The 24910-nt window shown below is 53.3% G+C and carries 20 protein-coding genes; 10 read left to right on the top strand and 10 right to left on the bottom strand.

Annotated elements, in window-relative coordinates; genetic code table 11:
* Positions 1-77 precede the first annotated feature (77 nt).
* The 8 genes from Q31b_RS04255 (at position 78) to Q31b_RS04220 (ending at position 11283) form a co-directional block, all read left to right on the top strand.
* Entirely contained in the window at positions 78-968 is an 891-nt protein-coding gene (locus tag Q31b_RS04255) for a DUF58 domain-containing protein (RefSeq protein WP_146598367.1), read from the top strand.
* The gene (locus Q31b_RS04250; protein ID WP_146598366.1) at positions 965-1843 is read left to right on the top strand and encodes a hypothetical protein; all 879 of its coding nucleotides are present in this window, start codon (positions 965-967) and stop codon (positions 1841-1843) included. The genes Q31b_RS04255 and Q31b_RS04250 overlap by 4 nt, the downstream gene beginning before the upstream one ends.
* Positions 1844-1932: 89 nt before the next feature.
* Positions 1933-2889 carry a vWA domain-containing protein gene (locus Q31b_RS04245; RefSeq protein WP_197170890.1) on the top strand — a complete coding sequence of 319 codons (957 nt, stop codon included), beginning with the start codon at positions 1933-1935 and terminating at the stop codon, positions 2887-2889.
* A complete protein-coding gene (locus tag Q31b_RS04240) occupies positions 2883-3902 on the top strand; it encodes a vWA domain-containing protein (protein ID WP_146598364.1) in 1020 nt (339 codons plus the stop codon). The genes Q31b_RS04245 and Q31b_RS04240 overlap by 7 nt, the downstream gene beginning before the upstream one ends.
* On the top strand, positions 3902-4912 hold the full coding sequence (locus tag Q31b_RS04235; RefSeq protein WP_146598363.1) for a hypothetical protein: 1011 nt from the start codon (positions 3902-3904) through the stop codon (positions 4910-4912). The genes Q31b_RS04240 and Q31b_RS04235 overlap by 1 nt, the downstream gene beginning before the upstream one ends.
* A 92-nt stretch (positions 4913-5004) precedes the next feature.
* Positions 5005-8991, top strand: a complete 3987-nt coding sequence (locus Q31b_RS04230) for a hypothetical protein (protein WP_146598362.1) — start codon at positions 5005-5007, stop codon at positions 8989-8991.
* A 267-nt stretch (positions 8992-9258) separates the two neighbouring features.
* Positions 9259-10635 (top strand): adenosylmethionine--8-amino-7-oxononanoate transaminase, encoded by a 1377-nt coding sequence (bioA, locus tag Q31b_RS04225; protein ID WP_146598361.1) that lies wholly within the window; start codon positions 9259-9261, stop codon positions 10633-10635.
* A gap of 66 nt (positions 10636-10701) precedes the next feature.
* On the top strand, positions 10702-11283 hold the full coding sequence (locus tag Q31b_RS04220) for a sigma-70 family RNA polymerase sigma factor (protein ID WP_146598360.1): 582 nt from the start codon (positions 10702-10704) through the stop codon (positions 11281-11283).
* Positions 11284-11335: 52 nt separating this feature from the next.
* Here the strand turns inward: Q31b_RS04220 and Q31b_RS04215 are convergent, their stop codons facing one another.
* Positions 11336-11701 carry a hypothetical protein gene (locus Q31b_RS04215; protein ID WP_146598359.1) on the bottom strand — a complete coding sequence of 122 codons (366 nt, stop codon included), beginning with the start codon at positions 11699-11701 and terminating at the stop codon, positions 11336-11338.
* 400 nt (positions 11702-12101) lie between these two features.
* On the opposite strand from Q31b_RS04215, the gene Q31b_RS04210 reads away from it, so the two are divergent.
* Positions 12102-12869: a superoxide dismutase gene (locus tag Q31b_RS04210; protein WP_449289926.1), complete on the top strand. Its 768-nt coding sequence runs from the start codon at positions 12102-12104 to the stop codon at positions 12867-12869.
* A gap of 149 nt (positions 12870-13018) precedes the next feature.
* On the opposite strand, the gene Q31b_RS04205 is transcribed toward Q31b_RS04210, so the two are convergent.
* The 6 genes from Q31b_RS04205 to Q31b_RS04175 all read right to left on the bottom strand — a co-directional run bounded on the left by Q31b_RS04205 (position 13019) and on the right by Q31b_RS04175 (position 19590).
* Positions 13019-14119 (bottom strand): succinylglutamate desuccinylase/aspartoacylase family protein, encoded by a 1101-nt coding sequence (locus tag Q31b_RS04205; RefSeq protein ID WP_146598358.1) that lies wholly within the window; start codon positions 14117-14119, stop codon positions 13019-13021.
* Between the two features lie 31 nt (positions 14120-14150).
* Entirely contained in the window at positions 14151-15356 is a 1206-nt protein-coding gene (locus tag Q31b_RS04200; RefSeq protein WP_146598357.1) for a RimK family alpha-L-glutamate ligase, read from the bottom strand.
* Positions 15356-15841, bottom strand: a complete 486-nt coding sequence (locus Q31b_RS04195; RefSeq protein WP_197170888.1) for an ATP-dependent zinc protease family protein — start codon at positions 15839-15841, stop codon at positions 15356-15358. The genes Q31b_RS04200 and Q31b_RS04195 overlap by 1 nt, the downstream gene beginning before the upstream one ends.
* A gap of 180 nt (positions 15842-16021) precedes the next feature.
* Positions 16022-17203, bottom strand: coding sequence for a DUF2786 domain-containing protein (locus Q31b_RS04190; protein ID WP_146598356.1), 1182 nt, complete (start codon positions 17201-17203; stop codon positions 16022-16024).
* Between the two features lie 449 nt (positions 17204-17652).
* Positions 17653-19314, bottom strand: coding sequence for an alpha/beta hydrolase (locus Q31b_RS04180; RefSeq protein WP_146598355.1), 1662 nt, complete (start codon positions 19312-19314; stop codon positions 17653-17655).
* A 9-nt stretch (positions 19315-19323) separates the two neighbouring features.
* Entirely contained in the window at positions 19324-19590 is a 267-nt protein-coding gene (locus tag Q31b_RS04175; protein ID WP_146598354.1) for an FAD-dependent oxidoreductase, read from the bottom strand.
* Positions 19591-20090: 500 nt separating this feature from the next.
* Between Q31b_RS04175 and Q31b_RS04170 the strand changes: the two genes are divergently transcribed.
* Positions 20091-23054: a carboxypeptidase regulatory-like domain-containing protein gene (locus Q31b_RS04170; protein WP_146598353.1), complete on the top strand. Its 2964-nt coding sequence runs from the start codon at positions 20091-20093 to the stop codon at positions 23052-23054.
* 20 nt (positions 23055-23074) lie between these two features.
* On the opposite strand, the gene Q31b_RS29560 is transcribed toward Q31b_RS04170, so the two are convergent.
* The 3 genes from Q31b_RS29560 to Q31b_RS04155 form a co-directional block, all read right to left on the bottom strand.
* On the bottom strand, positions 23075-23218 hold the full coding sequence (locus tag Q31b_RS29560) for a type II toxin-antitoxin system RelE/ParE family toxin (RefSeq protein WP_146598352.1): 144 nt from the start codon (positions 23216-23218) through the stop codon (positions 23075-23077).
* Positions 23215-23457, bottom strand: a complete 243-nt coding sequence (locus Q31b_RS04160; protein WP_146598351.1) for a hypothetical protein — start codon at positions 23455-23457, stop codon at positions 23215-23217. The genes Q31b_RS29560 and Q31b_RS04160 overlap by 4 nt, the downstream gene beginning before the upstream one ends.
* Positions 23458-23564: 107 nt before the next feature.
* The gene (locus Q31b_RS04155) at positions 23565-24710 is read right to left on the bottom strand and encodes a DUF1559 family PulG-like putative transporter (RefSeq protein WP_146598350.1); all 1146 of its coding nucleotides are present in this window, start codon (positions 24708-24710) and stop codon (positions 23565-23567) included.
* Between the last annotated feature and the right edge of the window lie 200 nt (positions 24711-24910).

The following is a 24910-nucleotide window of genomic DNA, read 5'->3' as shown; positions in this document are numbered from 1 at the left end:
TCATAGGCTTGAAGCCTGGAAGGAGAAAATCACAGGCTAGAAGCCTGTGCCACGGATAATACTCGAATGCCAATTGCATGAATTCATCGAATTACTTGAACCAATCGCTTCCTAACCCTGACATTTTGTCGCGAGCTAACTTCGAGTTGGTGGTGCGTCGAATCGCGGATGACATTGCGTTTGGGACAGACGATTCGCTGTTTGTTGGGTCGGGGTTAGAGTATGCTCAATCGCGACCGTATGAACCGGGTGACCCGGTTCGCCAAATTGATTGGAAGCTAAGCGCCCGAATGCCCGTGGCATACATCAAACAACACGAGACACTCAAGCGAGTCGCCATCTATTTGATCGTCGATACGTCAGGTTCGATGAGCGTTTCTTCTACCTCTTTGAGCAAACACGCTTTGGCGGTTTGGGCGGCAGCAGCGATTGGATTGGTCGCCGTGCGGCGTTTGAGTCCTGTTTGCGTGCTGAGCGCGGGAGCACGTCACGGCCGTTCCCAACAAGATCGTTCCCCTAGTTTATCTCCTGACAAGTTGTGGCGAGATCTCGAACCACTGCGAGCCCACGACATCCATGAATCCACCGAACTTGGCGAGCGTTTGAATGCCTTGTCAGCCCAATTGAGCCGGCGCAGTTTGTTGTTTGTGTTTAGTGATTTGCATGATCCCGATGCGATTTTTGCGCTGCGGCAACTGGGCCATCAACATGACGTTGTGGTACTGCATTTGGAAGATCCCGCAGAACGTGGCGGCCTGGACGGCGGATACTTCCGTGGCGGCGAAGCGGAATCGGGACAAGGTTTCTTGGGTGACGGGCGACAACGATGGCGTCAAGATTGCACGATCGAACGAGACTTAGCAGGTGCAGATGTTAGCTATCTAAAACTGCTGACAAACCGACCGATGATCTCGCCACTTAGACAATTCTTATCGACTCGCGCGACGCGAATGCGAGGCCAACGATGAGATGCCGTTTGCTAATTCGTTGGTTCGTTCGATTGCACATCCTGTTGGCGATTCTATTGACGATTCCCCCTGCGGATGCAATCGCGGCTGACGATGCACTCCTGACCGTCAAGCGTGGGCTAACAGGACGACTGGCGTTTTCGCATCCTAGTGGCACGTTGCAAGCGATGCCGAATCAAAAAATGGACGCGGAAGTCCTCGTTCGCGTTGAACGAGTGGATCCACTCAATCGCGATCGTCAACCTGATCAACCACATGATTACACACTTTGGTTTTTCGGGACTGTGGCAGGCGACTACGATTTGTCACGCTTGGTCGTAAAACACGACGGCTCGCCACTGACTGACGCCGACGCTTTGCCCACGATGCCGGTGAAGGTGGTATCTGATTTGCCGCCTGATCGTGGGACGAGTCTGTATGAGATCGACGATCCTATTTTGCGGGCACCCCGTGGCTACCGCGCGATCTTGCTGACGTTCGCTCTCTTGTGGGCTTGCGTTCCTGTCGTATGGGTTCTTTCCCGATGGTGGTCACGTCGACCGGAGTCGCCATCGATCGTGCAATACAAACCGACCCTCTCCGATCGACTTCGCCCGCTTATCCAACAGGCTAGCCGAGGTGAATTGACCGTTCAGCAGCAAGGTCAGTTGGAACTATTGTTGTATGCGTATTGGCGGCAGCGGTTGGGACTTTCTGATTCGGTTGTCGGTGCTTTGCCCGTACTGCGTCGTCACCACGAAGCGGGGCACTTGCTGAGAACCTTAGAGGGATGGCTCCATGCGGACGAATCGGCTCGTATCGATTTGGATGCGGATGCGATCGAAAGTTTGTTAGCTCCTTATCAAGAGAGCGAAGCTCTTGGAGGTGCGGTTTGACGTTTGCCCATCCAAATTATTTGATGCTCTTGGCCATCCCGCTTGCACTCGGCTTTTGGTCGATCCGTCGTCAAAGCTTAGGATTGCGGATGCCGTTTGATCATCAAACGCATACCTCACGTCCTTGGTTGGCGATGCTACTTCGTGGATCCGAGTTGTTTCCGGCATTGTTGATGGCGGTTGCGGTGGTGTTGATTGCGCGACCACAAGTGCTGCGAGTACCGGAGCAAGATCGAGTGGCAACCCACATCACCGTTTGCATGGATGTTTCGGGTAGCATGGGGATCAGCCTCGAAGGTCAGAGTCGGTACGAGGTCGCAGCCGATGCGATCGAGTCGTTTACCCATGCCCGAGAAGGTGACGCAATGGGCTTGACACTTTTTGGGTCATGGCCAATGCGATGGGTTCCTTTGACAAAAGATCTTCAGGCGATTCGCAATGCACTATCCTTTGCCAATCCTAGGAACCAACCAACAGGGATGGGAGGAACGATGATCGGCTCGGCACTTCAGTACTGCGCGGGAAATATGCAACGCGAGGGGATGCGTCTCGACGGCGTCAATGAAGGCCCACAAAACGCTGACCAATGGAAGCAACAACAAGCGGCAGAGCAATTGTTTCGACCAGCTTCGATGAAAAGCAGTGGAGCCACGACTGGTTTTGCCAAGCCCGCGCCGACCGATCGGCTGTTGATCTTGGTGTCGGACGGAATGAGTAGCGACTTAAATGGCCAAGAGCAGATTGACGACGTTTCTCGGCAATTGAATGACGTTGGGATCACGATGTATCACATTCATATCGGTAACGACGCGATCCCATCGGCAGTGTCTACCATTGCCCGCGAAACGGGCGGCGACGCTTTTTTGGCGACGAATTCGGATGGTTTGCGGATGATCTTCAGCCACATTGACCAAATGCAGCCAGCACGTTTTCAACCGACCGCATCGGTGCCGGTCGACTACTTTGAACCGTTCGTTTTCATCGCCGCAATCGGGTTGTTGCTTTATGCCATAAGCTTGTTGAAGTGGAGGTACACACCATGGTAGACAATCCCTTAACGACCGCAGCGGTAGCCGCATTGGTCGTTGTCGCTGTCGTCTCGATGGCTGAATGGTTGCAGTTGCGGCGGATCGAACGTGTGGCACGATTGGCATTCGGGCCAACACGGCGTCCTGCTGCCTGGGCTCGTGTTGTGCCACTCTTGCGAGTCCTGTCGATGGGAATGATGGCTTGGGGATCGATGATTCTGTTGCTGCTGCCTTCAAGCTTTGCGGATCTCGAACCAGCACCGGAGGCCTCCAAACATGTATTGGTTTGCCTGGACTCCTCACCGAGCATGTTTCTAAAGGATGCGGGGGTGCGAAAAATCGATTCGAATCAACAGCAGCAGCGTATTGTGCGCGGTGGTGAAGTCATGCAAGCGGTACTGGATCGTTTGGACGCCGAAAACACACGCATTACGGTATTCGGCGTCTACACAAGAGCCGTTCCAATTGTCGAGCAGACCTTCGACAAAGCGGTCGTGCAGAATTTGTTTGATGGTTTGCCGGTGTTTAGCGCTTTTGAACCGGGGCCTACCCAGCTATCGACGAGTATTGCCGAGGCGATCGACTATGCCCGCCAATGGCCTGCCGGCTCGACGTTGTTGGTCGTGCTTAGCGATGGCGACAGTACCGATAAGACCCCCATTCGTGCGATCCCACCATCCATTTCCGATTGCTTGGTGATTGGTCTTGGTCAAACCGCCCAGGCCATAACGATTGCGGGGCATCCGTCACGACAGGATTCGCAGTCGCTGCGGGAGTTGGCCAGCCAACTGAGAGGAACCTACTTTGATGCCAATACTCGACATTTGCCAAGTGAATTATTGAGTCGGTTGTCGATCATCCAACCACGAGTGTCCGATCGTGTGGGGCTCCGTGAAGCGGCGGTTGTCGCGTTTTGTTTCGGAGCTCTGTTGTTAGCGATGTTGTTGCCAGCACTCTCTTTGTGGGGTTTGTCAAAATCCAGTCGCCATCCGAGTCATGGACGAGTCGAATTTCCAGGAGAGGCAATTTAATGCGTCGCTCGCTACTTTGGTTACTATGGCTTGTTCTGCCGGTGTTTGTGTTGGCCTACCATTATGGTCCTGGCCAAACCTGGTTGGCTCGAGACAAAGCAGCTACGTTGATCCGAAAGGCGCAAGCGCAATCGGCATCGGCGACCGCTGCTCAAGAAGCGGCCTATGAGCTGCACTTGGATTTGCTTGATGCTCGGCGTGCGTCGTTTGCCGCAGGTATCGATTGGCAGACCCAGAGCGACCATCCACTGGCTCGATCCGTGGTGGATGCGACCGCTCGGCAAGATGCGGCCTACGACCGAGCGGGCGATCTTTGGCAACAAGCAGCCGACCTATATGGACAGGCAACCGAAACGCTTTTGAAAGAAGCCTCCTCAACGAGCAGTCGTGGAATCGAAATACCCGCGACGGACCGACAGCTACTGGAGTCACTTCGTTGGGCCGAAGCGCGGGCGATGGTTCGTGCGGGCCAAGTGTTTAACGGTATCGAGCAACTCCAAGCACTGCTAGAGCTTCGCATGGTGGAACGGACGATGAACGGTCGAACGAAGCCGACTGGGCATACGTCCCCGACTGGGCATACGTTGCCGACCGATGCAATTCGCGAGGAGTTGGCGGCAGCTCAGTACGTCGGCGCAAGATTGCTTCGTGAAGAAGGTCGGCCGCCCGAGGTATGGCGGCCGGTTTCCGATGCGGCACGCCAGCACTACCGATACCTGGCGTCATCCGAAGCCTCGCCGTCGGATGCGAATTTGGTCGCATTGCCTTCGCTCGATCGCGGTTCGCAAATGCAACGCAATCTCGAACAGGTCCTTAACCTTGAACAAAGTGTTTCTGATCAACTCGAAGGAGTCCCGCTGCCTCGAACCGCACCGCTTGCTCGTCGTCCCGGTGACGGTGCCCCCGGGGAGGGCAAGCCAGGAAACAACCCTGGAAAAGGTCCACCCAATACAGAAGGCCCCCCCATGAATGGAGCCGGAATGGCTGGCCCTATGGGATCCGGATGGTGACGCCCATTCCATTCCATTCATTCGTCAGGAACGTTCGCAGTCAAAACCCAATTGCCACCAACCGCTTAATTATGAATCAATCTATCCATTCAGTGACTACCAACCGCACCGCTACGCTATTGGCGGCGGCATGTTTGTCGATGTGCATTGTGTCTCAATCTGCGGCCACCGCTCAAAACCCACCAATGCCCAAAGGCATTCGTGTCGTTGTGCAAAATGGGGCGACGCAGACGATCAAGGCGGAACAAATCGTCGTGAAGGAGGCGGGAATGGCTGCGTCGTCCGAGGAGTCCAAGGAGGCGGAGACGGAGACGGTACAAACGAATCCAGCGACATCGAGTCCCGCTGGAAGTAAGCCCGTTTCCAAACCGGATGCCGACACGCAGCAGATCATTGACACGCTTAAAACGCTTCCGGAAAATGAACGACGTGCGATGGTCGCCTACTACAAAGATCTCGGCATTGACTTGAACCCTTGGATGCTGGACGGTGTCAAACCGCAGTCGTCAAGCACCCGTCGCCGACAACTTGTCCGAGCGATGCGAGGGTTCAATTTTGTCAGACGCCCCGAAGCGGTCCTTCGTGCTCGCGCGGAGATTGGCTTGGAGATGGCATCATTACCTGCGGAGGATGCGGATGACGCGGAAATCGTCAATTGGTTTCACCGGCACGCGATGGCGGGCGAGTGGGATGCCGTCAAAGCCCTCTTGATTTTGCGCGCTGGCAGCGAGGCCGAAGGCATGTATTCGGCTCTGATCCAAGGCACAAATCACCTTGAGTCAGAACTGATCCCCGAAGACGTTTTGGGGCTGTCCGAAGCCGCGCCCGCCGAGCCAACCGATTGGCAGGTTGATGCGTTGGCTGGTCTCTTGAAGGCGTCGGCAAAAAAGACGAGCACCCGTCCATTGGTCGAGCGATTTCGCGAAGGAACGACTTGGTTTGGAACAAAAACGGATGCTCAGCGTGATCGTACCGTGCGGTTGTTGTTGGCGGCGGGATTGCCGATCGAGGCATTCGAATTTATGCCATCGCTGGAAACCGCCCGAAATGAAAAGAACGCAGCCGTGATGCTTGGCCACGCCGAATACCAAATGGCCCGCTCAAGCGAAACAACTGGTGCCGAAAGTGACCGGATGGTCGAAACCGCTTGGTCGTTATTGGGCGAAATCGCACTGCTCGAGGAAGCCGAATCGTCCGTTCGAAGCGAGTGCCTCAATCAAGCGGTCGACCTGTTACCACGTGTGCCTCCGGGACCTGGACTAACCTGGCTGCGCAGTTTGTTTGCCAACCCATCGCTCGCTCCTGCCGGGTTGCAAGCGGTTGCGCTGAAAGCCCTAAAACTGGAAGACGAAAAGTTGTCGGAAGCGGTACGTGCTCAAGCAATTTTAACAATGAAAGAAGCCGTCGATACGTTGCTCGAACAACGCAATCTACAACTAGATCAGCTTACCATTCCGTTACGGATGCTAACAATCGGTCTGCTTTCTCGCGCCGAAGACGCGATCAAGACAGATGCCCAAAAGAATGGTGTTTCCGAAGTGGCGGCGCTACTCCTGCGGTCGATGCCCAATGAAGCGTGGCGGCAAAAAATTGAGCCTAGTTTGGTTGGACGCGCCTACAACGCATTCATCGGAGTCGCATTGATTGCAGACGAAACCGATCTTGCGATCGAACTGTTAGAACAAGGCGTTAAACGTCAGCCAGCGATGAGTGAAGAGTTGGCCAATAGCTTTTTGGATCTGTGGGTCAAGCGGATGCAAGCTAGGATGAGCCGACGGCCAACGAACAATGCGTTCTTCTATTCCTACAGTCGCTCGGTACGACCTTCGACGCCAGTCACTCGCGGTTGGCAACAACGCAACTTGGACCGCTTGTCAGAGCTGCTTGATGTGCTTGCTTCCATCGGTATCGATGGTCGGCGACTTCCAGGTGTCGTGACGGCGCTGACGGCTTGCTATGGACCCACACAAGCCTATGAACGTGAAACCATCCAAAAGATCCTTGGGCCAATTGACCAAATCAGCGCCCCCGTTGCTGTACGGCTTGCGTCGACGATGCAGCAAGGACTCAGCGGCGATTGGCGGAGTCGCAAAGCTCAGGAAGACGCAGGTTTCGAACGCACGGAGTCCGAATTAAGAAAGATTGTCGAAGATGGATACGACCTCGCCACGGCGTTAGCCGATACCGCGGTCGCCAACAGCGAAAATGAACAGGACGCTTGGCAATCTGCAATTCTGAAGGCGGCCCTTCGCTTTGACCGGATGCAATTCCGTGGTGAGCGAGAACAAGATGCGGCGGCGTATCATGCAGCACGGAAATTGGTTTTTGGGTCATTTGCCGATGCCACGTCACGCTACCGAAATGCGCTTGCCGATGGCCGCGTTCGTCCCAATATGCAAATCTACAACGTCTGGTTCAGCCTGGCCCTCGGAGCGAGTGATTTGGGAGCCTTAACCCTTGAAGACTTGATGACCGAGGGACTTGAGAATGCTGACCAAATCGATCGTATTCGTGCTGACTTTTTGAAAATGTCACCTCAGCAATCGAATTATCACATCGGCGAGTTCGCTCGCAACGTCATGGCCGGATTGCCGCAAACCAAACCCGAGGTTAAGCCGCGACTCCTGCAAGCAGCAGCTCGTGTCGTTGGCGATCACCCAGCGGGTGCCCCCATCCAACGGACGCTCAATCTATACAACGAATTGGTCAAAGATGAGATTCATCTTCGGCTGGCGATCGATGGTAGCGACTGTGTCGGGACCGAGCCATTTGGGGCCATTCTAACCTTGCAACACACGGCATCGATCGATCGTTCGTCAGGCGGTTTTGCACGCTATTTGATGGACAGCTTTGCCGAGTTCAGTGCCGGTCAATACAAGAGAATCAACTATCAAGAACGATTGCGCAAAAGCATCGAAGAATCGTTTGGCGGCAAAGTCGAACTGCTCGGTATCGGCTTTTTTCAACCGATGAATCCAGCGGTGCCGATCCGAATGGAAGGCGAAACAGGATGGCAGGAAAAACCGATGGCCTACATCGTTTTGCGGGCCACCGACCCCAGTGTCGACCGCTTGCCAGCGATCCAAATGGATATGCACTTCAACGATTCCACCGGACCGATTGTGTTGCCAATTTTATCGAATACGGTCCTGGTCGATGCGTCGAGTGAGCCCGTCGCACGTCCGGTTGCCGATCTGGTGATCGAGCAAACACTTGATGCTAGAGCGATTGCCGAAGGCAACAAAGAGAAGCCGGTCCAACTCGAGATTGTCGCTCGAGCAACTGGCGTGTTGCCTGATGTCGATCGGTTACTGGATGGATTAGAAACCGCGTTGCCTGGCTATAAACCAGATGCTGCCCAATTGGTTGCGGAACCCATGCTTGTCAATCAGTCCTACCGTTCTCAACCCGAGCAGAAAACAGCCTCGGCAAAGAGCCGTTACGCATTCAATCAGGAATCGATGCCCAATTTGGACCCTGATTCCGATGGTTTGTTTCGGCTCGGCACAATGCGAAAATGGGTGGTGACCTTTGAGCCAGAGAATTCCGTTGCGACCCCGAAACCTGATCGCTTCGACTTTCCCATCCTCCAAGAGAACGCAGCTCCAACGTTGGTTTCCTCGGCAGTCCCAGAGGGTGAAACGGCATCGATCAAGCCAGCCTCCATCACGCGTTTCACCTATGACGATTACGATCTTGTTTCCGTCGACGAACGGACTCTGAGCTTCCAGTCGTCTGGCGTATCGGGTTTCGCGTGGGGCGTTGGTTTCTTGACGCTGCTGCTGCTTGCAGCAATGGTTGCATGGTGGTCGCGACGCGATGGCTCGCAGATTTCGTCTGAAACAAATGGATTCTCAATCCCAGAGACATTGACTCCGACCGGAGCGGCGTGGATGCTGCGGCGGATCGAACAATCGCAAGCCTCTGAATGGCCCGCCAGCGATCTGTCGAAACTGCGCGCCGATATTGATGCGCTGCAACAAAGATATTTCGCCAACGGTGCCGCCCTTGATGCGAAGAACCATGGCAATTCGCTAAGAGGAACCGTCGAACAGTGGGCCAAGCGAGCGTCAAAGTAGGAAATGTAAATGAGCCAAAGCGTTTCTTTCAAGGGACGCCGACGAGCTTTGTCTCAACGAAGAATCAGGGTAAGAATCTTTCGTGGCTGTGGCTTCCAGCCGCCGCATACTGGGGCATGATGCCCCGGCCACGATTCGGCCAAGCCTAAAATCATACGGTGACAAAGCACTAGAAGAAAATTCAGCAATCGTTTATAAGCTAACTGGCTAAGCACGTACTAGCGACCGTCTAAATTGCGACTTTCACTGCAAACCCCACTTAGGACTATGTCTCCGCAAACCGCCTACCCCGAAAAGAATGTCTCACGATTCGACACACTGACCGGTTCAGCTCATTGGCAGGGCTTCACCCAAATGTCGGAGTACGAAAAATTGGTGATTGCCGAAGCGGAAGGGTGTTGGTTAACGACGACGTCAGGCGACCGAGTATTTGATGGCGTGTCGAGTTTGTGGTGCAACGTCCACGGGCACCGCCATCCCAAAATCAATGCTGCGATTGAAGAACAGTTGCACCGCGTCGCTCATATCACCACGTTGGGCATGTCCGCCGATGTGACCGAAAAATTGGCCGAGAAAATTGTCGAGATCACGCCCGGCGATCTGGGGCACGTCTTTTTTAGTAGTGATGGATCGTCGTCGGTCGAAGCGGCCTTGAAAATGGCACTCCAGTACTGGCATCAGCGACAGCATCCGAGGCCGAATAAAACTCAGTACTTGGCGCTGTCACTCGCCTATCATGGAGATACAACCGGTGCGGTTTCGCTCGGAGGCATTAAGTATTTTCATCAACTGTTCGCTCCGATTGTGTTTCGTCCGATTCGAGGGCCGTTGCCATGCAGTTATCGCTTGCCCCCCGGCGTGACACCCGAAACCGCTTGCGATGCCTATGCGGATGAAGTCGAGCAGCTGTTGAAACGGCATCACGAAACAATCGCCGCCGTTGTCATGGAGCCGCTCGTCCAAGGTGCGGCGGGAATGATCACGCATCCGCACGGCTTCTTGTCTCGAGTGAGAAAGCTCTGCGACGATTACGACGTGCTTTTGATTTGTGACGAGGTTGCGACTGGGTTTGGACGTACGGGAAAATTATTTGCTTGTGAGCATGAATCGGTAACGCCTGATATCTTGTGCTTAGGGAAGGGTTTAACGGGCGGCTATCTGCCGATGGCAGCGACGGTTGCCCGCCCTCATCTTTTTGAAGCCTTCTTGGCAAAGACTTCTGAATCGAAGCAGTTTTTTCATGGCCACACCTTTGGTGGCAACCCCTTAGCCGCCGCCGCCGCAATTGCATCGATCGACTTGTTCGAAGAAACCAATCTGATCCATGCTCTAGCAGCAAAGACGCAGCAACTTCGTGGCGAGTTTACGAATCTCCATCAGAATCAACACGTCGGTGATATTCGCGGACGCGGAATGATGGTCGGCATCGAACTCGTCCAAGACCGCGATAAGAAAACGCCGTTTGACGCCGCGGAATTAGTCGGAGCTAGAGTGTGCAAACGGGCAACCGACTTGGGCGTTTGGATTCGGCCGCTCGGTGATGTGGTGATCGTGATGCCGCCGTTGGCTGCAACCGACGAAGAATTAGAGCATGTGGGAAAGATCGTTTGTCAAGCGATTGCCGACGTGACGGAAAAGGGATAAGAGGGGTAGTGGTCCAGGGGGGCAGCCCCCTTTCGGAATAAACTCGGAGCAAGGTGACGAGACGAAATGAGCGATTCAATTTCCAACAACGATCCAATTGACGTTAGCGATCCCGCAATCATTGCCAAATATGAACCCTATCTACGAATGTTGGCTCGCGTTCAAATGCGACGAGCCTTGCAAGCCAAAGTCGGGGCTTCCGATATTGTCCAGCAAACCATGATGCAGGCGGTCCAAGCCATTGACCAGTTTCGCGGATCAAGTGATGCGGAATTCCGAGGCTGGCTGAGACAGATATTGGCCAGATGTCTTTCCCATCTTGATCGCGATATGCATCGCGACAAACGAGACGTTCGCAGAGAACAGTCGATCGAGCAGCGATTGGCGAAGTCATCGATGCGTCTCGAAGGGATTCTGGCTGGGGATGTTCCAACGCCGAGTCAAAATGTCGCACTCGGTGAAAATCTTCTGCAAATCGCAGCCGCGATCGAGCGGCTGCCCGAGACACAGCGCGATGCTGTTCGAATGCACTATCTCGAAGGTTTGAAACTCAGCGAAGTTGCCGCTTCGCTTGACAAATCAACCGGTGCGGTCGCCGGATTGCTACACCGTGGCATGAAGTCGCTCCGCGAGCAACTTCATGCCTGACTTCTTCATACCCGTGTTTTAGAGTGCAAGTCGCCACCGGAGCGGGCACGTGCTAGTACCGACAACCTGGGCTGCGGTAATAATCGTAGTGCCCCGGTTGCACATGGAAGTGGTTGCGGTGCCGAATCACCTCGGTTGGGTGATAGCGGAATTGTCCACCACCATAGTGTCCCCCTCCGTGATACCCCTGCCCGCTATGAAGTCCCGCTCGGTATCGGTTGTACGGGCTGCTGTAACCACTGCCATAACCGTAGCCGCCGCGGTAACTGCTGACTCCCCTGACTCCCCCAACGCTGATCGAGATGCCACCGCCGCGACCAAAGCTACCGTAACCCGCTTCAGCGGTTGGCGCATCGGATACAAACGTCATGGCAGCAACGACCGCCGGAGCAGCGACCCATTTTACTAGCTTAAACATCGTGAATTGTCCTTCGAGTAGAGTGTGTGCTTGGAAAGCGAAAACGTGCATTCCGACCAGCATGCTTGCCGATCAGAAGGTCGCCTTTGCTGGCGACAGGTGTTCTAAGTTGCTAAGTCCATACCATGAAACAACGCATGAAACTTTGGGCTCGCCCCCAACAAGAATCGCGGCACATATATCACCTTAAAGTCTTTCCTGAAAACAACTTACGCGAAAAACAGGAAATTGGGGACGCCGTTTGGTAGAGGGGAACATCGCTCCCGACACCACACAGAGTGTCATCCTATTGATCACACCCATTGTCTTACAATGCGAATAGCCCTACAGCCGGATTGACGATTTGCTACAATGTCAACAGTTCGTATGCTTCCATTACCAACCTGATTAAGGCTTAACCATGTCCAAAAAAGACATTTTCACACAAGATAAGGCAACGATGAACAACTTCTTTACTCGCCGCGGTTTTTTGGCGACCTCGTCGGCGATCGCCGCCAGTGCTTCGTTCGGATTATCGACCGAGAAAACAGCGGTAGGTCAGGAAGCGCTTGGCACGAGTGCTCCGTTTTCGCTCCCCCCATTGCCGTATGCTTACGATGCTCTCAATCCGGTCATCGACACCGAAACGATGACGATTCACCATACCAAGCATCATCAAGGTTACGTTAACAAATTGAATGCAGCCGTCGAATCGGACCCGACTTTGTCGAAGATGACCCTTGATCAGCTTTTATCCAATTTGGACCAATTACCCGAATCGGCTCGTACATCGGTCCGGAACAACGGCGGTGGGCATGCAAACCACTCTCTATTTTGGACGATCATGAAACCATCCGCGGACGAATCAAAGCCGAGTGGTGCATTAGCGGAAGCAATCGATTCGGCGTTCGGCTCGTTCGATAACTTCAAGACAGCGTTTAGCACCGCCGGGGCAACTCAGTTCGGTAGCGGTTGGGCTTGGTTGGCCAAAGACGGCGAGGGATTGAAAGTGCTTAGCACTCCCAACCAAGATAGCCCCCTCTCGATGGGCATGACTCCCCTTTTGGGATTGGATGTGTGGGAGCATGCTTACTATTTGAAGTACCAAAACCGTCGCACTGAATACATCGAAGCGTTTTGGAAGTTGGTCAATTGGGACCAAGTCGCAGCGTACATGAATAAGGCTTAACGTTGTGAACGCCGCGATGTCGCTCAGCTCTCGGAGCTGAGCGCGTCCATCGATTGGCTTGGAGCAATTTCCCCCCCCCTGCTCAGACGGAAGGCGTTTTCCGGCTGAAGGCGCTATTCGCTTGTCGAGCGAAGCGACAACCCGCTGTCCTACGGTTGTGCGGGGGAGTCGCCTTCCGGCTCTCGCTCGGTAACCATCACGTTGGAGGCCAAGTGTTCCACCAATCGTTCTTCGAGACTATTGTCGGAATCGGAACGTGATTCCAACAATTCTTCTCCAGCGGTCGATTTTTGGAATTTCCCGATGTGACAAACCGGTTCCCCGGGGCTAATCGCGGGCAGCGTGGTCATTCCTATCACAACCCCTTCATAGGGTGCCAGCAAGACACTTTGTTCGCGTCCAAGTAGATCGGTATTGGTTGCGAGCGGTTGGTTGGTTTCGACGATTTGCCCCGGGTGCACATGGAATTGTAGAAAGCCACCTCGATCGGCGCGAATCCATTGAGACCGAGTGATGACAACTTGTCGTTCGGGTCGATCCATTTCGCCGTCGATCATTTCCAGTTTCACCAGCACGTTCTTGATTCCTCGAACGGCGGTTTCGACGATTCGTGGTTCGACCTTCCAGACTTCGCCACCCTCGAGCACGATTGTCGGGCAACCGACATGACAGGCTTCACGGCGCAGTGAGCCGAGCGGTCCCGAAGCATCGAGGATCACCTCGGTGCCAAAGCTGAACGCCAACCGTTTCGCTTCAGGGTTTCTCAAGTCGGCGCGCACGTTCGGATAGTTGGTCCGTCGTACCGACGCGGTATGAAGATCGATGCCGTAATCGGAACGACCAATGATCTCGGAAAATATCTGGCTAGCAATTCGAGATGCCAACGAACCTGACTCAGAGCCGGGGAAGCAGCGATTCAAATCACGTCGATCGGGCAGATAGCGGCTATGGCGATCAAATGCCAATAGGTTCAAAATGGGGACCAGGATCAGATTGCCACACTTTAGCGACAACGTTTCGTCGCAAAGCAATTGCCGGATCGCGCCGGTGCCGTTTAGTTCGTCACCATGCAATGCCGCGGTGATAAAGACGGTCGGTCCTTCGTTTTGCGAGCGAATGATTCGGATTGGGATTTTCAGTGAAATACCGGTATAGCTCTCGCTGACGGCCAACTTCACATCGGTACTTTGCCCAATCGGAACCTCTTGTCCTTGCCAATGATCGATCGTTGCTTTTTCACGTTTGGCCATTCGTTGTCATCCTGGGGGGGGGAGAGGCCGATCAAAGATCGACTCCTTCCGCACCAATTTCGGTATCGAGTTGTTTGACTTTTGGACGTCGTTTGCGTCGTGTTTTTTCGGGAATCATGCCCCGCATTGCCTCGAGTTTTCCAAAGCAAAGCAGTCGGTCACCTGGTTCGAGCGTCCGTTTCAAGCGTGGATTGGGGATCACGGTGGTGCCACGGTAAAGTGTCAACACATTGATGTCGCGTTCGTGCAATCCTGATTCATCAATCGTTTTACCGATAATTTCGGAGCCTTCGGGAATATGGATTTCGGTCACTCCATAACCGCGGCTAACCGTCAACCGTTGTCTCACGTCGATTTCCGAAAAATCAACTTGAGCAGCAATATAATCCACGATCGCTCCCGCGATATCGAGCTGGGTACAGTTCTCAATGCCCTCAAGTCCGGGCGAGGAATTGACCTCCATCACCTGCGGTCCATCTTTGCCCTCGAGCATATCGACGCCAGCAACGCGTAGTCCCATGATTTGCGCGGAGCGAACGGCGGTCTCGCAGTATTCTTCGTCGAGAATCACGGATTCGGTTCGTCCACCACGGTGCACGTTACTGCGAAATTCGCCACCTTCGGCAACACGCCTCATCGCCGCGATCACACGATCACCGACGACAAAGGCACGAATATCGCGGCCACGACTTTCGGCAACAAATTTTTGCACCAGTACGTTTTGCCGTGTGCTTTGCAAGGTTTCGATAATCGCTTCGGCGGTCTTTACCGATTCAGCCAAAATGACGCCAACGCCTTGCGTGCCTTCGAGCAATTTGATGATGATCGGCGTCCCGCCAACTCGCTCAATCGCTGGCAGCACGTCACGTTTTTCGCGAACGAAGGCCGTTTGAGGAATCCCGATATGATGCCGACTCAATATTTGCAAACAACGAAGTTTGTCTCGTGAATTGGTAATTCCAGCAGACGAATTGGTCGTAAACACGTCCATTTGCTCGAATTGGCGGACCACTGCGGTGCCATAATAGGTAATCGACGCACCGATCCGGGGAATTACCGCATCGTAATCGCTCAGCAGTTTGGATCGAAAATAGAGATCGGGTTCGCCTTGTTTCAGATCGATCGAAAAACGCAACGTGTTGAGCACCTTGACATCATGCCCCCGTCCTTCGGCCGCCTCTCTCAAACGGCGTGTGCTATAGCAATTGGGGCTGCAGGAGAGGATTCCAAGCTTCATCAGTTTTTCTTTTTTTTCTTTCGAGGTCGTCCGCCAATATACGATTGGCTGGGGTCTACCAACACGCGTCCGCGAACCGCTTCACGTCCAATCAACATGCGGAATCCCATTAATGATCGATCGGCCAAAGTCAAGTCGACTTCCCAAGTCGCGTCAAGCCAATGAACTTTCGTTAAAATGACAAATCGTTTCGTCGCAATCCCGCTACTGCTGCGTACCCGGCGGATATCGTGAATGGGGGCTTCACAAGCGATAACAGGCAATTCCGATCGCTGGTTCGGATGAACTTCGAAACGGACCATCGAAATCCCACCACGAGTAAATGCCTCGATATTGAATGCGTGCAAACATGACGACCTGGCGCCCGTGTCAATCTTTGCTTTCACGTGTCGAATCGCCAAATCAGGTAGTGAAACCCACTCCCTCCAACCGATTACCGATTGCCCTAGGTGCGACGGATCAGCTGGATTCGTCGAATGATGCACGTCAATTAACTCCCTATTCTCAAGCAAAGGCAGGTCTAAAGATGAAACACTCGTGGCTCAACGTGGTTTAACGTATCGGGTAGTGGATCTTGTTAAAGATCCTAACGCAAGGGGTTCTGCGCGATCCCCTACGATACCTGCGTTTTTCGGATAGAGTCAATCTTCACAACGAAACCGATTTTAATTCGCAATTCGCTTTCTCGTGCCGTTTGCTGTAATATCATGTTTCGAGCCGTGTTGCTTCCCGACACTGGCGGCAGCGGGATCGTGTTGGCTGCGGCCGTAGCCACGACCACTCGCTAGGGAGACGCCGCATTCAAGTTTCAACCAATCGCGAGCCGCTTTGTGAACCGCTAACGTACGGGCATGAATGAGTGCCGTTTCGCTAACCACTTGTTCCTCGGCGGGGTCCGATGGTGACTCATAGCCTGGTAAACCATGTACATAGCCTTCCGCATACGACGCTCCGCTCCCACGAGAATGCCCGCCGTATCGCAGTCTGGCTGACGTCGCAATCGTCAACAGCAATTCACGGTATAACGCGATGCAGTTTTGGACGTCATCGCGAGGCCCGTAGAACCACAGCATCGTCCGATGGCCTTTTGTCCCGTAGTAGCACATCGCCATCGGAAAGATCTCGCGCGTCAGATAACAAGCCAAACTTTTTTCCCATTGGCAAGCACGCCGCCCGTTTACTGGACATGCCATCCGAGTAAAGCAAACGCTATCGATATTATCCTCGTCTGTGATATCTTCACGCGACAAGTTGTGTCGAAGCATCAAGTTTTGCATCATTCGCAACGCGTTGCGCTTTTCGCCGTCGGTGCTTGCATTGTTGTTGGCGGTATTGTCGAGAGCTCGCAAACGGTGAAGAACTTTATCGAACTCTTTTTGCGTCATCTCTTGTTCGGCGTCAGGCTTCCGATTCGATGACCGTATCGGCGCCGTTGTCTCGCGATCGTGGCTCGGGTGCATCCAATAGCCGACCACGCAATACTCCTCCTCTTCGCTGGGGTTCCACGTATCGTAAATGATGTGATCGACCATTGTGCAAAAGTGACCCGACGCTCGCTGCTTCGGCATTGCTAAATGAACGATAACCACCCCCTTGGGCAACCAAGAACTCGAAAACTCTCGTCCGTCAGCCGGCGTGTAATTCCATCCCAGCTTTGCCAAGTACTCCGACGAGTGAACGGTGACGACTCCATTGCGAGGCGTTTTATTGGAAACGACTCCAAGATCGCGATAAACATCCCGATAGCTAAGTCCCGTCGCGATGGCGATCGATCGCGTGACACAATCGCCCGCCAACCCGACATACCCCGAACTCGAGCGGCCTCCATCGTTCCAAATAAATTCCATCTGCCCTGCTTTGAATCGAGTTACGGTTCATCCCTTCTTGCCCCAGTTTATTGCCATAGGGGGAATCGTCAAGACTTTCGGGTTTTCGCGACTTCAAGCCATTGTTGCGTCCGGTTGAAAGAGGTGCTTGTTTCAAAAGTGTCTCCGTATGTTGTACCTCTCCCGGCGCAGCCGGGGGAGGTCGAGCGATGCCATTTAGGCATTCGCGAGGGAGGGGGCCTGCAGGATTCATATCGGGTAGGCCCCCTCGCGAACGGCGGCTTTAGGCCGCGTTCGACCTCCCTCAAACTCCGTTTGGGGGGAGGTGATTGAGCTATTGACTTGGCTGAACAAACAACCGCACGACCACTGCGTTTGGGAGGGTGAAGAAAAAGGGACGGAACTTAAGGTTTCTGGAACTCGCCAAGGTTCTGTAATTTTCCATGCGAACCGTGGCTAACAAAGACGGCTTATTCAGGCATGAAATGCTTTTTCAGACGCATTAGTTCTTGATCGGTCCAATCATCGGGCTGCGTCACAGCGAACCAAGCATCAATGTAATTTGATGGGCTGTAGTTATGGCCATAGCCAATCGGCACACTCGTCGCCATCGGTAGGTCAAAACCTACCTGCAAAAAAGTGACGATCGGATACCAACGTAGGTCTGGGGACACATCGGGACCGCGCGGATGATCTAACCATTCCGGGCGTTGCCAAGCCAAGCGGGGCGAGAACCAGACCATCGGATCACTTGCATATTGGATATAGACGTCTCGAATCGGCCCCCAACGATCGTCGGTTTCCAAATGATTCTGTTGTGCCGTAAAGCGAATCATCGAGGAATCGCGATACTTCGGCATCCAAATCGGCGTGCCTTCTTGGCGTGCTGCAACAATCGATGCCCATTCACCGCTCGGGAACGGTGGACCACTGCGGACCGCACCCTGTATCGGGTCCTCGAACGTTGAGATTAACTCAGCCGATCCTTCGCTACCGAACGACCCCAGCGACAAACCGAACAGGTACAATTCAGGTCGTTCCTCTGCGGGGAGCGTTGTCCAATAGTCATAGATCTCGTTAAACAACAGCGTTGCTGAACGGCGTGCCCGCATCGGTTCGACCAAAATCGTCATCCAACTCGGCAGGTAAGAATACTGAGTCGCGACGATCGCGGTATCCCCATTATGCAAATACTCAATCGGATCAACCGCACCTTCATCGAGCCACCCCGTACCGGTTGGCGTCGCAATGATTAACACCTGGCGATCAAAACCGCCAACACGTTTCAACTCGGCCAATGCCATTTTCGCTTTGTCCGCATCCTCTAAGCCCGTGCTCATGCCGACATAAACTCGAACGGGACGTTTGGCGTCTTTCCCCGTGAATTCGGAGATCGATTCCTGGGTCGGTCCAGCGACAATGAATTCCTTTCCGCGACGACCAATGATATCCCAAGAAACCAAAGAATCGGGACTACCGCAGATCAGCGAATCCGACGGTTGTTCGATCCCGTCATCGGTCACCTCGTCAAGCTTCGAAAAGAATTGATCGGCGGACCTTAGTAAACCTTTCGCAATTAAACCGTTCGAGACCAGAATGGCGATCGTCAAAACCACCAGTGTGCTGAGCGCGATCGAGATTCGACGTGGGATGTAACGCCCGAGACGTCGAGACAACACCTGGCCAGCCAGTATCAACGATCTCGCAACGGCGACGAGCAAAACAGCAACAACAAGTGCAATGACAAAGAACCGATAGGGATCCGCCGTTTCCACGGGCGGCATCTCCATCAACTCGCGGATCGAGTTCTGCCACGCAGTGCTCTGGCGAATGAACAAGACAAACACGATCGACACGATCACCGTCGTCACTCGCTTCGACCATGTATTCAACTTGTTCGTAGGTTGACGAAGCTCTAGAAATTGCCAAAGCCAGACAAAGAAAACGCCGACCCCATAGCCAATCGCTAGCGAAAACCCTGACAGGATGCCTTGCACCACGTACGGGCGTGGCAACAGCGAAGGGGTCACCGAGCCAGCGAAAAACAACGTTGCAAAAACGAGGCCGACGAATGAAAAGGAGTTCCAATAACGCCTGGACCACGATCTTAACTGAGTTCGGATTCCGTTCATCTATTTACTCTAAGTACGAGATACTGATTCTTGAATTTTCTCGGCCACCCTCAAACCGCTATGCATCGCCCCTTGGGTGCTAGCCGTTTCACAATGGTCCCCACACACCCAAACATTCGGATGCAGCGTTAGCTTCCAGCTTGCGGCTTTCCGCTTCTCTTGCTCAACCGGATCAAGCGATAACTTCGGTAACCCAGAAGGAACATGATAAACGTTTAGACGCCGCCAATCGATAACCTCGTCGCCAAACCAAGAAACCAATTGTGATGTCAACATCGCCCATGAAAGAGTTGTTCGTGGAAGAATCGTTCAGCATCAATGAGGTCTCAGGCAAAGGCACAAAATCAACCTCGTTGGTGTAAACGCTAACGTAGTAGCGGTCAAGTCGGGCAGTGGCGAAGCCAGGCTAGGGTCAAGCCCCGGACGCAAGTCCGGGGGGCGAGAAATCCGTTGCCATTGAAGTCCTGAAGGGATGGCAGGAGGACCGGTTGTCATCGCGGTTTCCGGCATGCTTCAGGGATATCGGTGTTTTCCTGTCGTCGCTATCGGGACGAAAACTGCGCTCTAACTCCGTACAAGACCAGATCTCCTTCGCTGGAGCTGGAGATCGTTTCACTCATCGTTCTCTTCTTTGGACAGCCCGTCAGTCTATCAAATTCTGCTGCTGAAAGACATTGTACGCGGGTTGCCTACCGACCCCGACCCTGCGTTACAATAAGTCGAGTGTTACACTTACGGGCTCGATACCATCCCAACATCGTTACTTGGTCAAGAACATGAAAACGCCAATTCAAACGCTGGCAATTCTGGTCGCGAACATTTCCCTCAGCTTCATTGTCGCATCCAACGTCACGGCTGACTCGTCTGCGAAACAGCCTGCAACGATCTTAGTTCCCGTTTCAGGGACGGTCGTTTCCGTCGACGGGACACCCGCAGCCAATGCCAACGTTCATTTTGGCTTGCCGTTTGGGAAACTGGATACAAAGGTCAGTACGGAAGACGATGGCAACTTCAGCACGTCGATCGAAGTGATCAAAGCGGCTCTGCCAGCAGTTGTCATCCGCAGCCAAAGTGCTGACGGTGAACAACTATCGGTCGATCGCTTCAGCGGTGCCGAAGAAACGGTAAAGACGGAAGGCATCGAAATACAACTTATCCAAGCGAGAACAGGACGCGTTCAGGTAGTTGACGCCAGCGGCAAACCGATCGAGGACGCATCGGTCGCAGTCCAATTGAATTGGCCCAGTACATTGTCGGACATCCGTAGCGACGAATCGGGCGTCGCCGAGTTTCGCTATCCCGAGACCGAGCGAATCGAATCCATTGTCGCTTGGAAAGATAATGTTGGCCTGGACTACCGCGTCTATTCGCTTTCGCGATTGCAGCAAGCGGATGCTTTGGCAGAAATTCCAGAGTTTCCGAGTGACGCTAGCGAAACACTCACGCTCGAAGGAACGTCGCCTCTGAAAGTTCGAGTGGTCGATGACAGTGGGGAGCCGATCGCTAACGTTTCGACTTACGTTTGGCTGCTACAAAAAAAGAGCGAAGCGAATTACTTGAACCTTAGCTATTTCACCGAAAACTTTGCCCAAGATACCGACGATGATGGTGAGGTCGTTTTCAACTGGATTCCATCGTGGCAAGAATCAATCCTGCAAATCTGGCCGAATACCGATGACTTTGTTCGTTCGCGAGGCACTTACGATCCGTCGGCCGGCGATGGAACAACAACAATCAAACTCGAGCGTCTCGTGCCCATTCGTGGCCAAGTTACCGATACCGACGGCAATCCTGTCAAGGGTATCAACATCGTCGCAACAGGAGCTGGGTACACGATGGACGACTGTCGTGCAACGACATCAACCGACGAGGAGGGCAGCTACGAACTAAAGGTTGCTCCCGAGCAGGTCTATTTGGTCGTTGCGAAAGATGACCAATTCGCTTCCGCTCCGCATACCGGTTTCGCCGTTCGTGCTAATGAATCGATCGAGAACAAGGATTTCGTGCTGCGTGATGCGACCAGAGTTTTCGGAACGTTAACCGAAGAACAGAGTGGCGAGTTGCTTCCGAACGAAAGAGTAGTCGTCTACCAATATGGCACGGACTTACATTCACTTGATGGTGTCGAACTCGCCAATCCCGAGAATTCACGACGTTGGGTTAGGCCGATGACCGTGTTTAGTGAAATGACGAATGCGGATGGCCAATTCGAAGTTTCGCTCGGCGATGGCCAATTCGACATTCGTCCGCCACACAGAGGGGAAAGCAAAACTTTTGAAATCGCGGGTCAGTCTGAATTGAAAATCAACATAACGACAGTCATTCAGAAAACGGTCGAATTGACAGGGATGGTGACCGAGGAGGAAACTGGCGAACCAATCGCGAATGCAAAGCTGGCGGGTGTGTCACAGAATTTCAGCGGTAAAGATTGGACTGCGACGACGAACGACGAAGGCAAGTTCCGCGTTCTGCGCTCCAGCGACTCAACCTACGTCCATGTGACCAATCGCGATCAGGATCTTGGGGCGATCAGCATTGTCACACCCGACCAAATGCAGCTTGATGTCCAATTGAAACCCACCGGATCGGTGACAGGCCAATTGTTCACTGATGAGACGAAGGAGCCTTGGCCGAACCAGGAAATCAACTACGGCATCGATGTGCCGAGTGTGAAAGGAAATACTTGGAGCACTCGATTCGGTGGCAGGGTGATAACGGATGTCGATGGCAATTTCGAAATCGATGGCCTCGTCGGTGGACGCGATTATTCGGTCAACCTCGGCCGAACGGACGACGGCTATTATTGGGCGTTGCCCGATTTCTCGGTGGAGGCGGGCGAGTCGAAAGACCTCGGTGACGTACAAACGCCACCCGCACCGAAGCCTTACGTCCCATTAACGCTCGAGCAGCGGACGACTCAAGCGTTTGAGGTCAAAGGCACACCGATCGAACGACTTCAGCGGTCTGAAAAATCGATCAAGCTGGTGAATCAACACCTGTTAATCGTCTTCGGTAAACCTGAAGATCCGAGGATCAATCGTTTGATGGAAATCCGTTTTGAAGATAGCGATTTTCGCGATCTTCGCGACGAGTTCCGAGTCATGGCAATTCCAACGGACGAAGAACGAAAAGAGTCGGCAAACGCATTGGCCGAAGAAATTGAAGAATCAATCGATGACGAGCGAGCTAACTTTTTGTTGGTGGTCTTGGATGCAGATGGCAAGAAGGTCGACGTTCTGGACTCACATGCTCTGTGCATCGACGGTGAGTTATCCAAAGAAAAGTTGCTCGAATCACTTCGCAATCACAAACCCGAAATGCCAGATGCTCGTACGGTTTTAAAGGATGCGCTGCGGAAAGCGGGCGAAGAGGACAAGCGATTGATTGTCCAAGAAACCGCGACATGGTGTGGACCTTGTCAATTGCTGACCCGGTTTTTGAATGCCAACCGAGAGTGGGAGAAAGACTACATCTTGGTCAAAATGGACCATCGCTTGGGGGGAGCACGTGAATTGATGAAAGAGATTCGTGACGGTGCCGAGGGCGGTATCCCCTGGCTTGCGATTCTTGACACCGAGGGCGAAAAATTGATCACGTCCAATGAGTCCGAATCTGGCGACAACGTTGGCTACCCATCAAGCGAATCAGGTCAAAAACACTTTTTCAAGATGATAAATGAAACACGCCAACGGATGACAGAAGAAGAAGTAGAAGCCTTCGTCGAAAAATTGAAGTCGTAGGGTCGCAGTCGTAGGTTGGGTCAGGGAGCATTCGCAATCGCTCTACACTTTGCCTCAATTTTAGCAACCCAATCAACCGCTGCCTGCGGCTTGTCACGGGCGATGAATGCAAGAATTCCTGCCAAGTCTTCCGATGCAGACGTGGTATAGAACGGCTTTCTCATTCGGCATCAGCATTACTTGCAGTCGCTAGGTCGCGTAGTTTTGCGAATAACGTGTCGTGGTCGACCAAGTCCCCCTGGTTCGCTTGTTCAATTCCTGCTTGCACCTGCTCTCGCAACTGTTCGCTGCTGACCAATCGACGAACGCCTTCAACAACCACTTCTTCAACCGACGCGAATTTTCCAAGGGCCACTAATTGCTCTGCGGCACTCTGCTCACTTGGCGGTAATTGAATACTCATGCATTTCTCCGGCATTATCGTTTGACACCACGCTCACGCGTCCAATATGCGGTCTTCGACGCACCTCCATCATAGGCTAATCCGATCCATTGGCAACGAATAGACCTCTACATATCTTCCCCATCCAAAACATAATCTTGCTTGGGTACGTCGCTCTTGATTCCTCGTGGCGTCAGCAAGGCTTGGTAGACTCGGTAGTCGATCGAGTTTGAAATGAATCGTGTGCCACCATCGGCCATTGAGGCATTGACTCCGTCCACATGAGCGGATGAGGGGCGGGCCAAGTCGCCTGCGTTTTGGCGATTCATTGTGGTCGTGAACGGATCGCCGCCATCGATTCGGTGAATTGGCAGAAGAGCACTAGCCCCGTCAATTTTTTCGTCGTCTTCATAATGCCACACCATGCCCTGGGTAAATCGGGCCTCGGGTGGATAGCGGACTTCTGACTCAGGGACCTCGACTCGCAAATCATCCGCAGTTGCAAACCCTGCTTGATGCCAAGGCCCTGCTTGCAAGCTTTCACTAAACAGGATCGTGTTGCTCATACCATCCTTAAAGTCATCAAGCCGGACCGCTGGTCCAATCGCGACTGGCTTGCCGTCCGCATCTAAGCCAGCGAATTTGTTATTGAAAACGCCATTGGCAATTGACATCGAGCGAGCAAAGTCGATTGTCACTTCGCTACCATCACTGCGTCGCAGCGTCCATTGGTCTGCTCCATCCTTTGATCGGTGATGCATTCCATTGTTGGAAATGTAACTGTTGCGACCGTAATCTTCGTCATTAAGTGGATCGCTTGGGCATTGGAGAATCGCAAGATTGGGAGCCGCTTCAGCTACAAAACCACTCGGGGTACTCAACCACGAACCATCGCCATAATGCACGACCGGATATCGATCTTCGGTCCAACGTTCGTAAGTTGGTTGGGCATCAAGCCAAGGTAGTAAGGCAACAAACACCGTGCCAATCTTTCGATGGGGGTGAAGTGACTCGGGTGCAACGTCTGGATACACTGGATCGGTCGAACCAGTGAACGTACCAAAATCTTCCAAGTAGCCAGGAAGCTGCCCTTTCGTATTCTCATACTGAATCGCAGCCAACGCAAAGTTCTTGAGTTGGGTGCTGCATTGGTTGCGCCTGTGAGTACCGTGGTGGTCAGTAGACACCGCTGGAATCAACAACCCCAAGATGATGATACCCGAGCCAAGCAGGACGAGCAGTTCGACCCGAGTTAAAGCAAAACGTTTCTTCACTTCAGCAGCCTCCGTAGAAAAACATTTTAGCAGGTTAGTGGTAGGCTGTCTTCAAGTCGCAGAAGCGTCGCCGACCCGGCAAGAAACCGTAAAGATGTTTGCGATTGGCTGAACTGCGGATGCCGGGTCTTCCGTCCGTCGATCCAGCCTAGGGTGCTCAAAAGCTTGGTGTTGAGGCGATCATAGCTTGGGCGGTTTTA

Origin of the sequence: Novipirellula aureliae (genome assembly GCF_007860185.1) — a bacterium.
GTDB classification, from domain to species: Bacteria; Planctomycetota; Planctomycetia; order Pirellulales; family Pirellulaceae; genus Novipirellula_A; species Novipirellula_A aureliae.
The sequence above is the reverse complement of the archived record's forward strand: the minus strand, read 5'-3'. Positions and strand labels throughout refer to the sequence as shown.